Source organism: Clostridium drakei, from assembly GCF_000633595.2.
Classification (GTDB): Bacteria; Bacillota; Clostridia; order Clostridiales; family Clostridiaceae; genus Clostridium_AM; species Clostridium_AM drakei.
The window spans coordinates 147,385-162,557 of record NZ_JIBU02000004.1 but is presented as its reverse complement, the minus strand read 5'-3'; the positions used below and the strand labels follow the sequence as shown (position 1 = coordinate 162,557).

Annotated in this window: 10 protein-coding genes; 5 read left to right on the top strand and 5 right to left on the bottom strand. The window is 28.3% G+C overall.

What is annotated here, in order from left to right; translation table 11 throughout:
* Positions 1–3: 3 nt before the first annotated feature.
* From EG57_RS0202580 to EG57_RS0202565, 4 genes are all read right to left on the bottom strand, one after another.
* Positions 4–1,446, bottom strand: a complete 1,443-nt coding sequence (locus EG57_RS0202580) for a sensor histidine kinase (RefSeq protein ID WP_032075745.1) — start codon at positions 1,444–1,446, stop codon at positions 4–6.
* Between the two features lie 9 nt (positions 1,447–1,455).
* Complete coding sequence (locus EG57_RS0202575; protein WP_032075744.1) at positions 1,456–2,208, bottom strand: ABC transporter permease; 753 nt, start codon at positions 2,206–2,208, stop codon at positions 1,456–1,458.
* Positions 2,195–2,920 carry an ABC transporter ATP-binding protein gene (locus EG57_RS0202570; RefSeq protein ID WP_032075743.1) on the bottom strand — a complete coding sequence of 242 codons (726 nt, stop codon included), beginning with the start codon at positions 2,918–2,920 and terminating at the stop codon, positions 2,195–2,197. The genes EG57_RS0202575 and EG57_RS0202570 overlap by 14 nt, the downstream gene beginning before the upstream one ends.
* 87 nt (positions 2,921–3,007) lie before the next feature.
* Entirely contained in the window at positions 3,008–4,288 is a 1,281-nt protein-coding gene (locus tag EG57_RS0202565) for a hypothetical protein (protein ID WP_032075742.1), read from the bottom strand.
* Positions 4,289–4,528: 240 nt separating this feature from the next.
* On the opposite strand from EG57_RS0202565, the gene EG57_RS0202560 reads away from it, so the two are divergent.
* The 5 genes from EG57_RS0202560 to surE all read left to right on the top strand — a co-directional run bounded on the left by EG57_RS0202560 (position 4,529) and on the right by surE (position 13,543).
* On the top strand, positions 4,529–6,298 hold the full coding sequence (locus EG57_RS0202560; RefSeq protein ID WP_032075741.1) for an ABC transporter ATP-binding protein: 1,770 nt from the start codon (positions 4,529–4,531) through the stop codon (positions 6,296–6,298).
* On the top strand, positions 6,267–8,006 hold the full coding sequence (locus tag EG57_RS0202555; protein WP_032075740.1) for an ABC transporter ATP-binding protein: 1,740 nt from the start codon (positions 6,267–6,269) through the stop codon (positions 8,004–8,006). The genes EG57_RS0202560 and EG57_RS0202555 overlap by 32 nt, the downstream gene beginning before the upstream one ends.
* Positions 8,007–8,030: 24 nt before the next feature.
* The gene (locus EG57_RS0202550) at positions 8,031–8,891 is read left to right on the top strand and encodes a polysaccharide deacetylase family protein (protein WP_032075739.1); all 861 of its coding nucleotides are present in this window, start codon (positions 8,031–8,033) and stop codon (positions 8,889–8,891) included.
* Between the two features lie 224 nt (positions 8,892–9,115).
* Positions 9,116–12,562, top strand: coding sequence for a helicase-exonuclease AddAB subunit AddB (addB, locus tag EG57_RS0202545; RefSeq protein WP_032075738.1), 3,447 nt, complete (start codon positions 9,116–9,118; stop codon positions 12,560–12,562).
* A 231-nt stretch (positions 12,563–12,793) separates the two neighbouring features.
* Entirely contained in the window at positions 12,794–13,543 is a 750-nt protein-coding gene (gene surE / locus EG57_RS0202540; RefSeq protein ID WP_032075737.1) for a 5'/3'-nucleotidase SurE, read from the top strand.
* Between the two features lie 264 nt (positions 13,544–13,807).
* On the opposite strand, the gene EG57_RS0202535 is transcribed toward surE, so the two are convergent.
* Positions 13,808–14,896, bottom strand: a complete 1,089-nt coding sequence (locus EG57_RS0202535; protein ID WP_032075736.1) for a GntR family transcriptional regulator — start codon at positions 14,894–14,896, stop codon at positions 13,808–13,810.
* Between the last annotated feature and the right edge of the window lie 277 nt (positions 14,897–15,173).

Below are 15,173 nucleotides of genomic sequence, written 5' to 3'. Positions count from 1 at the left end.
TCTCTATTCTTCTGGTATTTTAGATAATGACATTAATATGCTTGTACCTTTATTTTTATGACTTACAGCCCATATTCTACCATTGTGCCCTTCTACAATTTGTTTTGCAATAGCAAGTCCAAGACCACTTCCACTTGCACCAGTTCTTGCAGAATCACCTCTGTAAAATCTATTAAATATTTTATTTGTATCGTTTTTATCAATTCCATAGCCGTTATCTCTTAGTTCAATAACAATACTGGAATTAGTTTCTCTAAGCATTATTATAATTTCACCATTATTTTTATCCATATACTTACGGGAGTTATCAATAATATTTAATATTACTCTTTTTAATCTGTCCCTATCAATCATAACATATTTCGAATGGGTTAAGTCATTTTTTAAATGAATTTTTATATTAGATCTTTCAAGTTCAGGCGAACTTTCACAAATACAATAGTTAAAGTATTCAATAATATTTGTTTTTTCAAATTTAAAAGGAATTTGATTTAGATCTAGTTTTGAATATAAAAGTAAATCATCAATCATAACATCAATTAGCTCAGCCTTTGAATAAATAGTTTTCAAATAATGTTCTGCTTTTTCAGGAGTGTTTGCAACACCATCTAAAAGACCATTAGCATATCCTTTTATGGAAGTTATAGGTGTCTTTAGATCATGAGATATACTGGAAACTAACATTCTTCTGTTATCATCATATTTCATTTTCATATGAATAGAATTTTTCAACTCAATTCTCATATGTTCAAAATCACTACATAATTCCCGGATTTCTTCATCACCAGTTTCAATAATTTCATAATCTAAATCGCCTTTACTAATTTTTGCAGTAGCATTTTTCAAAAGAGATATTGGATTTAATATTCTCTTGGAAAAAAGATATGACATAACTGTATTAACTAATGTAAAACAAATAAAAAATACTACAATAATTGCTATAATAAATCTTTCAATAAACTTATATTCTTGGTTATCTGGTGCTAATAATATCACATTACCAGAAATTTCATCCTTAAACTTGAGAGGTACCACTTCAATAATATAAGAAATATCATTAATTTTGATGGTTTTTTGTAGAGGATGATTTTTCATATCTTCTAAGCATTTGGCTATATCAATTTTGCTTACATTTTTTGAGGCGAATATAACATTATCGTCTTTAGTAAGTATAAATTCTCCATTTATACTTAAAAGTCTTTTAGATAAATATTTTTGCAAGTTTACATCTTCAATATCTGAAGAAGTTTGTTTTGATATATTTGTATTTAAATCCAATAATTCTGATTTTATGGTTAAAAGCTTTTTGAAATTATCATAACTTATATCTCTACTTAGAGATGCTGAAGAAATAAAAATAAACATATAAGCGATAATTATTGTAACAATAAATGGAATTATAATAGTTATAGAATTAAATGTTATTAGACGTTTTTTTATATCCATTTTTTCACCTTAAAAATCTTTTTTATCAAATAAATAGTAACTTCCTGTAAATAAAATTATATCATAACTTAACATCAGTATAAACTGACGAAGAATTTTAAAAAAGGGAATGTTATCCATAATCCATAAGGTATACCAATTAATCATAGATGTGAAAAATAAACCAGAGTATCTGTAAAAAATAATTTCTAGTGCTTTAAAAACAATAAAAACAAAAATAGATAGAAAAAATACACCTACACTGCTTTTGATTATGTTTGTAAAAAATGCAATAATTAAAGATAAAACTATCATAGGCATTAATGTGACAGTATAGGAAAGTAATATTCTAATAATACCTTTTAATGTAAAAGAATTTGAATTAAATAACAATCCTGCTATAATAGAAAAAATCATCACAAATACAAGATTTGCAAGTACAAATAATATTATGGCAGTTAACTTTGCCGTAAAAAATTTAAGTCTACTGATTGGTCTTGTAAGTGAAATTTTCATAGTGTTGTGAGAAAATTCTCCAGAAAAGCTATCTATAGTAACAAGTGCAGTAAATAAAGGTAAAATTGTATTAGCAACTACAGAAAGTACAAGTATAGGAAAGTCCATACTGGAAACTCCACGTAATCCAAAACCATTTCTTAGAGCAATAATAGATAATTGCCCAAGTATAATGAAAATAAGGGATATTATTACTGCTACTAAAACTTTCTTCTTTTTATATAGTTTTTCAATTTCATTAATTAAAGCTGCTTTAAATCCTGCCATTTGGTTCCACCTCGCTAACAAAATAATTCTCAAGTGAAGCATAGTCATTTAAGATGTTTTTAGTTGTATCCACATTAAGAAGTTTTCCATCGTACAATACACCAATACGGTTACAGGTAAGTTCAATGTCATGAATAAGATGACTTGATATAAAAAATGTTGTCTTTTCTGTTTCAGCTAAAGTTTTTATAATGTTTCTTATAGTTATCATTCCTTCAACATCAAGACCATTTAAAGGCTCATCTAGAATGATAACCTCAGGTTTTGATAAAAGTGCAGCAGCAATTCCTAGTCTTTGCTTCATACCAAGAGAGAATTTTTTGGGTTTTTCGTCTTTATATTTTAAAATACCTGTAAGTTCTAGAACTTCATCAATTCTTTTGTCATCCACATTTTTATAATATCTTGAGAATTGCTTTAGATTTTCAAAGGCAGTTAAATAAGTATAGGATTCGGCATTTTCTATAATGCAGCCTACTTTTTCTATAGCTTGTTCAAATTGTTCTAAGATACTAAATCCTAAAATTTTAACATCACCACTATCTGGTTTTACAAGTCCAGTCATGATTTTCATAGCAGTAGTTTTGCCAGCACCATTAGGGCCCAAAAAACCAAAAATATCACCCTGACATATTTCAAGGTTAATATCCTTTATACCTCTTCCATTTTTGTATATTTTCGTAAGATTATTTATTTCTATAACTTTTTTCATCTATATACCTCCCTAGTAGTTTAAACTGTAAAAAACAGGATAAAGATAACCTGACATACATTGTATGAACAAGTTATCTTATGATAGTTAATCAAACATTCTATCGAAATTATTATTAAATAGTATGCTTCCGTTTGACCTTTGTCCATCTATATTAAAATTTATAGATGAAGAACTAGTATTAATAAATATATGTCCCTTTACAGTTTTCCCGGAAGAATTAGTATAGTTAAAACTTGCATCACGATGAGATTGTTTATCAAACTTTCCATCAAAGTTAAAATCATTTTTACTACTACTATAGCTTTCATAACCCTTTATATATTCTTCATGGCAATTTCCCATAACACTATCCTCGTCTATATTTGTAATAGTTACAATTCTTTCACCTATTTTAACAAATTTATTATCTTTTTCTATTACAAGATTACTTTTGTATTTTCCGATATAGGCTTTAGCGTTAGATATTTTATTATCATCTCTTTGAACTTGTGTTTCAACTTTTTTATCAGAAAGATCAGGTTTGCTAACTGTAGTTGAGTTAATATTAGTTACTTTTATCAACATTTCAAAAGTTAGTATATGTTCTGATCCTTGTTCATCTTTTCCAGAAAGTATTCCAGTGAAAAGAAGATTTTGTGCTAATCCATCTTTATTTACATCCATAGTACCTTTAATTTCTTTTACAAAAATGTCTTTTGTGATTTTAGACATTTTTGCTCTAGGGCTACTAGCTTCATCAGGATTATAAATTCTAAATTGGTTTTTAAATTGAAAAGATGCTAATGCATTTATGATGGCAGGAATTTGTGCTTCAGTTAAAGAACCAGATAATTTTTTACTTCCATCAGTATTCTGAGTAACCACAACAGAATCTTTTAAATTACCTACAAGAGCATCTGATATTTTCTCAATATCTGCTGCTTGTTTTTCTTTAAAAGGGTCTGTAAAAATTTTTTTATCTTTAGAATCTTTAGAACCTTTTAAGTCAATTACACGATAAAAATCTTCATCACTATTATGTGCGATAGAAGAATTTTTATCATTGTAGTAGTAGCTTTCTCTTGTATCATTGGCATTCGGAGAGTTAGTATATTTTGATGTTTGTTCTTTAGCATCTTTTGATAAATCACATTTATTTAATACACTTGTAGAAGAAACAACAGTATTGTTATCTTTAATAACAAATGACATATCAATAGTGTAGTTTGAAAGTTTACTACTTAAGCTATCAGATGTATACTTTAAAGAATCTTTTAGTTGATCATATCCACTTTTAGATGTAACTTCAGCCATAGCGGTGCTGGCAAACATTAAAGTACCTACAGTAAAACTTAAAATAATCGCCAGCTTTTTATTAATTTTCATTTTAAGACCATCTCCCTTTAATTTGTATGACAAATCTTTCTTTAATTATATTTTAAAATAAGTATCTTGATTTTTCGTAAACTAAATATAAATAAAGTCTAAACAGATTTCTTATATATATATAAATTTTATATGGGTTTGATATTTAATAAGTATTTTTAATATACATTTCTTTTTGATATAATGTTACAAGAAATTACAATAATACTAAATTTATTACGCTTTAAGGGAGGAGTAGTTTTGTTTAAATTGTTGCATTTTTTAAAACCATATAAGAAGCAAGTTATATTAGGTCCTATATTTAAATTATTAGAAGCTATTTTTGAACTTTTGATACCAACAATTATGGTAGTTCTTATTGACAATGGTATAAAAAATAATGATATTTCTTACATATTAAAAATAGGAGGAATAATGGGAGGTATGGCTATATTAGGCGTTATATCTTCTTTTACTTGTCAATATTATGCATCAATAGTTTCTCAAGGATTTGGAACTAGGCTTAGAAATGCATTGTTTGAAAAAATAGGAACATTTTCACATAATGAACTTGATAGTTTTGGTACGTCCTCTTTAATTAATCGTATAACAAATGATGTTAATCAACTTCAAGTATCAGTGGCAATGGTTATTAGATTGGCTATAAGAGTACCATTTCTGTGTATAGGAGGAGTTATAATGGCTATGTTTTTAGACATTAAACTTTCTACAATTATGTTTTTAGCATTGCCATTATTTGCGTTCGTTTTATATTTAATAATGAGTAAGTCAATTCCTCTATACAAATTAGTTCAAAAAAAGTTAGATAAATTAGCCTTGATTCTTAGAGAAAATCTTTCAGGAATTAGAATTATAAGAGCATTTGCTCGAGTAGATTATGAAAAGAAAAGATTTGAAAATTCAAATGAAGATTTTGCAAATACTGCAATTAAAGTTGGAAAAATTTCAGCATTGATGAATCCTATGACTAATATTATAATGAATTTTTCAGTTATTGCCATATTGTGGTTCGGAGGTATGCGTGTAAATGTAGGTGCAATGACTCAAGGACAGATCATAGCTTATATAAATTATAATACATTGGTTTTATCTGCATTAATTGTAGTGGCAAATCTGGTAGTTATATTTACAAAAGCTGTTGCTTCAGCAGGACGTGTAAATGAAATTTTTGAGACATCAGTTACAATAGCGGATAACTCAAATTTTAAAAACTATACAGCTTTAAATGAAGATGATGCTATAATTAAATTTAGAAATGTTTCTTTTGCCTATAATAATTCTAAAGAATATGCTATAAAAAATGTTTCTTTTCAAGTAAAACGTGGACAAACAGTTGGAATAATAGGAGGAACAGGTTCAGGAAAAACAACACTTATAAATTTAATTCCTCGTTTTTATGATGTAAATAAAGGAAGTATAATGTTTAATGGAATTGAAGTTAATCATTATATGCAAAATGAACTTAGATATAAAATAGGAATTGTTCCTCAAAAAGCAGTTTTATTTTCAGGTACTGTGGCGGAAAATATAAGATGGGGCTTAAAGGATGCTTCCTATAAAGAAATAGAAAAAGCTGCAGAAATTGCACAAGCTTCTGATTTTGTTGAAAAACTACCTAAAGGCTATGATACTAACATATCTCAAGGTGGAGTGAATTTTTCAGGAGGACAGAAACAAAGACTTACAATTGCAAGAGCTTTAGTACGTAATCCTGAATTGCTAATATTAGATGATAGTTCTAGTGCTTTAGACTATGTTACAGATGCTGCACTAAGGAAGGCTATTAAGAGTGCTAAGAATAATATGACTGTTATAATGGTAACTCAGAGAGTAAGTACTATAAAGGATGCTGATATGATAGTTGTTTTAGATAATGGAGAAATGGTTGGAGTTGGAACACATGATGAGTTAATTGAAAATAATAACATCTATAGAGAGATCTACCTTTCCCAATTAGATAAAGGGGGAGACGATAAAAATGAAGAACAAGACATTGTTGAGGCTGTTTAAATATATAGGAAAGTACAAGTTACATATGTTTGCTATTATAATTTGTGCATTTGTAAGTAATTTATTAATGGTGATAGGTCCCTTGTTGGTAGGAAGAGGAATAGATTATATTGTAGGTTATGGAAAAGTAAATTCTAACTACCTATTAAAGTTAATATATATATTAGCAGTACTTTATGTAATTAGTGCAGTATTTTCATGGATTTTTTCAATGATAGCAAATGTTATAGCATTCCATACTGTACAGGATATAAGAAAAGAAGCTTTTGATAAAATAAGCATACTTCCTTTAAGTTATTTTGATAATAATCCACATGGAGATATTATGAGCAGATTAACAAATGATATTGATGCTATATCTGATGGGGTACTTCAAGGTATTACACAATTCTATCCAGATATTGTTACTATACTATCTTCTTTAGTGTTAATGGTTATACTGAGTCCTAAAATAACACTTGTTATTTTACTTATGACTCCATTTTGCTTTTTTATTGCATCTTTTATTACCACTAGATCTAATAAAATGTTTAAGGAACAGCAAAGAACTGTAGGAGAGTTAAATGGATATATAGAAGAAATAATAGGTAATCAAAAAGTTGTAAAAGCTTTTGGATATGAAAAAAGTTCTCAGGAAACGTTCAAAGAAATTAATGAGAGATTGTATAAGTGTGGACGTTTTGCACAATTATATTCATCATTAACAAATCCTTCAACTAGATTTGTTAATAATATTACATATATTTTAGTTGGTGTAGTTGGGGGAATATGTTCGGTAGTAGGTGGACTAAGCATAGGTAAAATATCAAGCTTTTTAACATATTCAACACAATTTTCACAGCCTATCAATAATATAACTAGTGTTACTACTCAACTTCAAGCTGCAGTTGCAGCCGCTGAAAGAGTGTTTTCTATTTTAGATGAAATACCAGAAACATCAGAAATAAAGAATTCATATATACCAAAAGAATGTCATGGAGATATAAATTTTAAAGATGTATGCTTTTCTTATAGAAAAGATGTGTCCCTAATTAAAAATTTAAATATAAGTATAAAATCAGGTAGTACAGTAGCTATTGTAGGACCTACTGGTGCAGGTAAAACAACTATGGTAAATTTATTAATGAGGTTTTATGATATAGATAGTGGAAAAATTTTTATTGATAAAAAAAATATAGGGGAAATAACACGTAATAGTCTTCGTGGTGCATTTGGTATGGTACTTCAAGACACATGGCTTTTTGCAGGTACTGTTAGAGAGAATATAAGTTATGGGAAACCTAAAGCAAGTATTAGGGAAATAGAAAAAGCTGCAAAAGCCGCTCATATTCATAATTTTATTAAAAGTTTACCTAACGGATATGATACTATTATTACTGAAGGTGGTGAAAATCTTTCTCAAGGACAAAAACAGCTTTTAACCATAGCTAGAGTAATGATGATAGATCCTCCGATGCTTATATTGGATGAAGCGACTAGTAATATTGATACTAGGACTGAGTTAAGTATACAAAAAGCCTTTTTATCTATGATGAATGGTCGTACAAGCTTTATAATAGCACATAGACTTTCAACTATTCGTGATGCTGATTTAATTTTAGTTATGAATAATGGAGAAATTATTGAAAATGGTAATCACAAAGAACTTATCAAAAAAGGAGGTTTTTACGCAAACCTTTATAATAGTCAATTTCAAGTTACTAATTAAGCAAAAACATAGGAGATGATTTTCATGAATAATCATGATGAAACAAATGAAAAAAGAAAAACTATAAGGAGAAATAGGATAATTGCAGCAATTTGTATGTTAGTTGTTGTGGGTATTGGTTTTTTTGCAGTAAATAGAATGATAGGTAGAAAAAATGCAGTTGTAAATGCAGCAAATTCAAAGAAGAATTCTAAGGAAAATTCTCAAGATAAAAGAGAAAGTCAGATTCCTAAAGATGATAAAAATGAATCAGGTGAAAATTTGGCCGCTGGAGCATATAAACCTTGGGCAGCAAAAAGAACGGATGGAAAAAAAGTAGCTTATTTAACTTTTGATGATGGTCCATCACCAAATACTACTAAAATATTGGATATATTAAATAAAAATAATATAAAAGCTACTTTCTTTTTGATTGGAAAAAATGCTGAACATAATCCTGAACTTGTAAAACAGGAAATAGCTCAAGGAAACGTAGTAGGAAATCATACCTATAGTCATCAATTGAATTATAAAGAAGGTCCACAAAAGTTTGTAGAAGATTTGGATAAAGGTAATGTTGTGATTAAGTCCATAGTAGGTGATAAGTATGATTCAAAGCTTATAAGATTCCCAGGTGGGTCTTTTGGAAAAAGATTAGAACCTTTTAGGGATGCTGCTACAAAGGCTGGGTATCATTATATAGATTGGAATGATGAAACAGGAGATGCTGAACATAGCAATGTTCCAGTTAACACTTTACTTAGTAACCTTAAAAAATATACAAGTTCAGATACTGTAGTAATTTTAATGCATGATGCTGGAGCTAAGGGTACAACAGTACAAGCTTTACCTCAGGTAATTGAATATTTAAAATCAAAAGGGTATACTTTTGATACACTAAAATAGAATTGACAATGGAAAGTTGACAGTTAAAAGGGCTGAAATGCTAATTAATTAGTATTCCAACCCTTTTTGTTTATATTTAAAATATTAAACTTAAGTAAATGATATAATATTAAGAAGGAAATAATTAGTTAAACTTTCGTATTATTTTCAAATTGCGAAAGTTGGGTTAAGAATTAATATTGAAAAGTTCAGTATACATATTACATATTGAAGGAGAATATATTATGAGTTTGAGATTTATATATGGAAGAGCAGGCAGCGGTAAAAGTCATTTTTGCCTAAATGATATTAAAAAGAAGATAGATGAAGGAGAAGATAATCCTTTAATTCTTTTAGTGCCTGAACAGTTCTCATTTCAAGCAGAAAAAAATCTTATAAAAATTATTGGAGAAGCTGGAATGCTTAAAGCACAAGTTTTAAGTTTTAGAAGGATGGCATATAAAGTATTAAACGAAGTAGGTGGACTTACAAGAAAGCATATTAATTCTTCAGGAAAGAGTATGCTTATTTATAAGATAATGGAGGAAAATAGTAGTAAGCTTAAGGTTTTTAAAAAGTCAGTAAAAAGGCAAGGATTTATTACTACGGTTTCTGATATTATAACAGAATTTAAAAGATATGATATTACCCTGGAAAATTTAAATAGTACTTTAGATAGAATAGAAAATGAAAATTTAAGAAATAAAATGGAAGATTTAATATTAATCTTTTCACAATTTCAAGAAAGACTTCATAAAAAATATGTTGATTCAGAAGATGATTTAACTATTTTGGCAGAAAAAATGTCAAAATCACATATGTTTGATGAAGCAGAAATATGGATAGATGAATTTTCAAGCTTTACTCCTCAAGAATATAAAGTTTTAGATAGGCTTATGGATAAGACCAAAAGAATTAATATAACTTTATGTACAGATTATTTAGACTGCAGCTTAGTGGATAACAGAACAGATGTATTTTTACCAACTAAAAGTACAGAAGAAAAAATTTTAAAAATTGTTTTAGAAAAAAATATAAAGTATGATAAACCAATTGCATTAAAATGTAGTCCTTGTTATAGATTCAAAGACACTAAAGAACTTCAACATTTAGAAAAATACTTATTTTCTTATCCATATAAGATTTATAAAGAAAAATGTGAAGATATAAGTATTTTTAAGGCATTAAATAAATATACAGAAGTAGAAGACACCGCTAGGGATATAGTTAGAATGTGTAGAGATAACGGATTTAGGTTTAAAGATATTGCAGTAATAAGCGGAGATCTTGGTGGATATGAAAGTTTGTTTAGTGCAATTTTTAAAGAATATGATATACCTTGTTTCATAGATAAAAAAAGAAAAATAAATGACAATCCTATTATAATGCTAATAATGTCTGTAGTAGAGATATTATCACAAAATTGGAGCTATGAAGCTGTATTTAGATATTTAAAAACAGGACTTTTGGAGTTAAATAAGGAGGATATAGACTTAGTAGAAAATTATGTACTTAGCAGTGGTATAAAAGGAAATGCTTGGGTTAAAGAAGAACCTTGGGATTTTGGTTTAAGCTATAGTTTTGAAAAAAAAGAAACATCAGATTATGAAAAGGAAACTCTGAATAAGATAAATTTAATTAGAGATGAAATAAGAGAGCCTATTATTAAACTATCTCAAGATATAAAAGGAAGAAAAAAAGGAAGAGCTATATGTGAAGGAATTTATAATTTTTTATGTAGTATAAAATTAGATAAAAAGGTAGCTGCATGGATAGAATATTTTAAGGAAAATGGAGAATTAGATAAAGCTAATGAATATAGTCAGATATGGAATATAGTAATGGAGGTTTTAGATCAAATAGTAGAAGTAATGGGAGAAGAAACTCTATCAGTTGGGACTTTTTCACAGGTTTTATCTAAAGGTTTTGATGAGTATGAAATAGGAGTAATTCCACCAGCTTTAGATCAAGTTCTCATCGGTAGTGTTACGAGACTTAAAAGTCATGATGTATCTGTATTATATATTGTTGGAGTTAATGACGGGGTTTTTCCAGCTGCGCTAGCTCAAGAAGGTGTATTAACAGATAGTGATAGAGAAATTTTAAAGGAAAGAGGAATAGAAATTGCAAAGGATACTAGAAGTAGAGCCTTTGAAGAACAATTTTTGGTGTATACTACCTTAACCACTGTAAGTAAATATTTAAGACTGAGTTATTCTATAGCAGATGAAGGTGGAAAAACAAAAAGACCTTCTATAGTAATAGGTAGAGTTAAAAAGATATTTAGCAATGTGGAGGAACAAGGCAATTTAATAGAAATACAAAATGATGAGGAAAGATTAAAGCATGTAACAGGACCTAGAGCAACCTTTAATAAGCTTATATCAAATATTAAGAAGGATTATAATGGATATATAACGCCTATGTGGCTAGATGTGTATAGATGGTATAATAAAAATGATAAATGGAGCAGAAAACTTGAAAATGTATTTAATGGTTTTTCATATAGTAACGAAGCAGAAATTATGGATACAAATAGAGTAAGAAAACTTTATGGAAGGCATTTGAATATAAGTGTATCTAGACTTGAAAGGTTTGTAAATTGTCCATTTTCTTATTTTATACAATATGGACTTAATGCAAAGGAAAGAAAAGTATATAAATTAAATTCACCTGATTTGGGAAGCTTTATGCATAATGTACTCCAAGTATTTTCAAGCAAACTTAAGGAAGAAAACTTAAGTTGGAAGGAAATTGATAGTGAATGGTGTGAGAGAGAAGTTTCTGAAATAGTGGATGGAATTTTAGAAAGTATGCCTAGTTCTGTATTTAATAGTTCTAAAAGATATAAGCATATAACTAATAATGCAAAAAGAATTCTCAATAGATCAGTTTGGCTTATAACTGAGCATATGAAAAGGGGAGGCTTTGAACCTTCTGGATATGAACTATCATTTGGTAATTTAGGAGATTTCCCCCCTATTTCTCTACAGCTTCATTCTGGTGAAACTATAAGTCTTATAGGAAGAGTTGACAGAGTAGATAGTATGAATAGTGAGGAGCATACTTATTTAAGAATAGTAGATTATAAATCTGGAACAAAGGAATTTAAGCTTTCAGATGTATATTATGGTTTACAAATGCAGCTTTTAATATATTTAGATGCTATGCTCACGGAACTTGAAAAAGAAATGAATAAAGAGGCTATTCCAGGAGGAATTCTTTATTTTAAATTAGATGATCCAATAGTAAAGACAAAAGGAGATATTACTGATTCAGAAATAGAAGAAAGAATAATGAAAGCCTTAAAAATGAATGGATTATTATTAGATGACCCTGATATTATAAGAGGAATGGATAATGAAATAGAAAAAAATTCTGATATTATACCGGCTTCTATAAAGAAGGATGGTACTTTGTCTAAAGCTTATTCTTCAGTTGCTACAATAGATCAATTTAATCTTTTAAGAAGATATGTAAGGGATACTATAGCTTCTTTGTGTGAGCAAATACTGGAAGGTAATATAGGTGTGAATCCTAGTAAACATAAGAGTGGAAATGCTTGTGAATACTGTATTTATCCATCTATATGTCAATTTGATACATCTTTAGAAGAAAACAAGTATAGGATAATAAATGATAAAAGTGATGAAGAAGTTTGGAATGAAATAGAAAATAAGTATAAAAAATAACCTTAATAACAAGCTCTAAGATTGGATTGCATGAAAGGTTATATAGTATAACTTAGAGCTTGTTTTTTAGATTGGAGGTGATAGGGAAATTTATCGATATATGGGGGTATCTTGAATAATAAATTAATCTATATATTCATTATATGTAGATCACAAATTTGTGTGAATAAAATTTATATTATGATACAATAAATTTTGGTAATGAATTTATATAATTATGGAGGCTAATTTATGAAGTTATTGTTGACTAATGATGATGGTGTTAATGCAAAGGGAATATATACTTTAGCCAAGAAGCTAGAGAAAAATCATGAAATAATTATTGTTGCACCCAGTGTTGAAAGAAGTGCTTGTAGTCATTCTATAACTATGAGAGAACCATTAATTGTTAAGGAAGTTAAATTGAATGGTATAAAATCAAAAGTATATAGTGTCAGTGGTACACCAGCAGATTGTGTAAAAATTGCAGTAAATAAAATTACAAATGGAAAAGTAGACATGGTTTTGTCTGGAATAAATAATGGTGTAAATGCAGGAATAGATGTACTTTATTCAGGGACAGTTTCTGCTGCTATTGAGGCTGCTATTTACAAAATACCATCTATAGCTGTTTCTTCAGAAATTGAAGACGGAGAGGATAACTATGAAGTTGCAGCAGAATATACATCAGATTTAATAGAAAAAATTAAAAATAGATATCTTATGGATGATGTTGTATGGAACTTGAATGTTCCTATATTAAATAAAGAAAAAATCAAAGGAATAAAAATATGTAAAATAGGTGGAAGAACTTACAATAGTTATTTTGAAGAACATACTACAAATGATGGCAAGAGTTTTCAATTAAGAGGGGAATTAAATAATGTTCAAGATATAGATACAGATGTACATTTTATAAAACAAGGATATGTTACATTGACACCTCTTCACTATGATCTGACAAATTTTAAAATATTAGAGGAAGTTAGAAAATTATTTTAAAAAAAGTGGTTGTCGCACTAAGAATCAAGTGATTCTTAGACTCAGGTGGAGTTTGCTTGTGAGGAATACCTCTTACCTGAGCAAAAGCTCGTAAAATACCATTTAGGCATTTTACCCATCTGAGTCTTAGAAGAACTTATCCAGGCGCGTAGCAGTGCTTATCCCCAACTTGAAGAAGTGGGGGTATTAGCAATGGTAGCGATCGGATAAACTTCATAACATATTGTATGTAAATTCTTAGTGTGACAGCACTTATTACAAAAATTATTTCATTGGAGAAGTTGACTCTCTAATGATAAGTTGGGGATCATAAAGAATAGAGTCATTAGCCTCAAAATGATTATTGTTATTTATTAGTTTAATAATCAGATTAGCAGCATCTCTACCCATTTGTTCTTTAGGATGAGTTATAGAAGTTAAAGTTGGGTGTACAATTACTGAAAGCTGTGAATCATCAAAGCCTATTATTGATAGCTCTTCAGGAATTTTGATGTTTAGTTTATTAGCAATAGTTAAGACTATATAAGCTATTTCATCATTATAACAAAAAATTCCGGTAGGTTTCTTTTCAGATTTTAATGTATACTCAATTTTAGAAGGTAATGATGAATTTATTTCTTCAGATAGATAAGTTAAAATCTGTCCAGAGTATGGTGGAATATTATTTTCTTGACATTCTGAAATAAATCCATTCATTCTATTTATACCTTGCAAATCATCGACTTTAAAAATACCCATTAATGTTCTATGTCCTAAAGATATGAGGTAATTTGTTGCCAGTTTACCTCCTTTAAAATCATCTGTTCGAAGACTAGGTACATTAATTTCAGGATAAGAAGCGTTTATTGTTACAACGGGTATATTTTTTGATATTATATTATTTAAGTATGCAATATTTGGACTTTGATATGCACTTTTAGTTGGTTCTAAAATAAGGCCATCTATTTTATGTGCTAATAAATTTTTTAAGTTTATGTCTTCAAACATAACATTGTTATTAGTGGAAGACAGCAAAAGAGAATAAGTTTGGGAATAAAGAACATCTTCCATACCATTAATTATATTAGGGAAAATGTAATTAGATATGTGAGTGGTTAATACAGCCACATTTTTAGTATTTTTAAGATTTTCGCTGTTTTCTGTCCAATCGGAAATGTATATGCCACTTCCTTGTTTTCTATATAAATATTGTGTTGATACAAGATCGCCTATAGCTTTTCTTATGGTATGTCTACTGACATTGAACATTTGCATAAGTTCTGATTCAGTAGGTATTTTTTCATGTGTTTTATATTTACCTGTGACGATCCAGTCAATAATATTTTTTTCTACTTCTTCATATTTGTATTTCATTAGTGTTATTCTCCTGTAAAAATAAATGTTTTTTTATATAATAGTATATCATAAGTTTATATGTTTAGAAACAGTGGCAATTGTAATTAGTACGTATGAATATGAAAAGCATTAATATTTAACGATTAATTTGAAACATAAATGGGAGAGCTATTGTTCAGTCAGGGTTTGTCAATAAAAATTATGGTAAATAGGATTATATATAAATATAAATTCTTATAAAAATAATCAAATAAAAGAAAATAGGTACGTACCTTTGTTAAAATTTTTCTTGACA

Excerpts from the sequence above, each read along its gene's own strand:
- surE (WP_032075737.1), top strand. The coding sequence starts at position 12,794 with ATGAAGTTATTGTTGACTAATGATGATGGTGTTAATGCAAAGGGAATA.
- EG57_RS0202555 (WP_032075740.1), top strand. The coding sequence starts at position 6,267 with ATGAAGAACAAGACATTGTTGAGGCTGTTTAAATATATAGGAAAGTAC.
- EG57_RS0202580 (WP_032075745.1), bottom strand. The coding sequence starts at position 1,446 with ATGGATATAAAAAAACGTCTAATAACATTTAATTCTATAACTATTATA.
- EG57_RS0202570 (WP_032075743.1), bottom strand. The coding sequence starts at position 2,920 with ATGAAAAAAGTTATAGAAATAAATAATCTTACGAAAATATACAAAAAT.
- EG57_RS0202535 (WP_032075736.1), bottom strand. The coding sequence starts at position 14,896 with ATGAAATACAAATATGAAGAAGTAGAAAAAAATATTATTGACTGGATC.
- EG57_RS0202565 (WP_032075742.1), bottom strand. The coding sequence starts at position 4,288 with ATGAAAATTAATAAAAAGCTGGCGATTATTTTAAGTTTTACTGTAGGT.
- EG57_RS0202550 (WP_032075739.1), top strand. The coding sequence starts at position 8,031 with ATGAATAATCATGATGAAACAAATGAAAAAAGAAAAACTATAAGGAGA.
- EG57_RS0202575 (WP_032075744.1), bottom strand. The coding sequence starts at position 2,208 with ATGGCAGGATTTAAAGCAGCTTTAATTAATGAAATTGAAAAACTATAT.
- addB (WP_032075738.1), top strand. The coding sequence starts at position 9,116 with ATGAGTTTGAGATTTATATATGGAAGAGCAGGCAGCGGTAAAAGTCAT.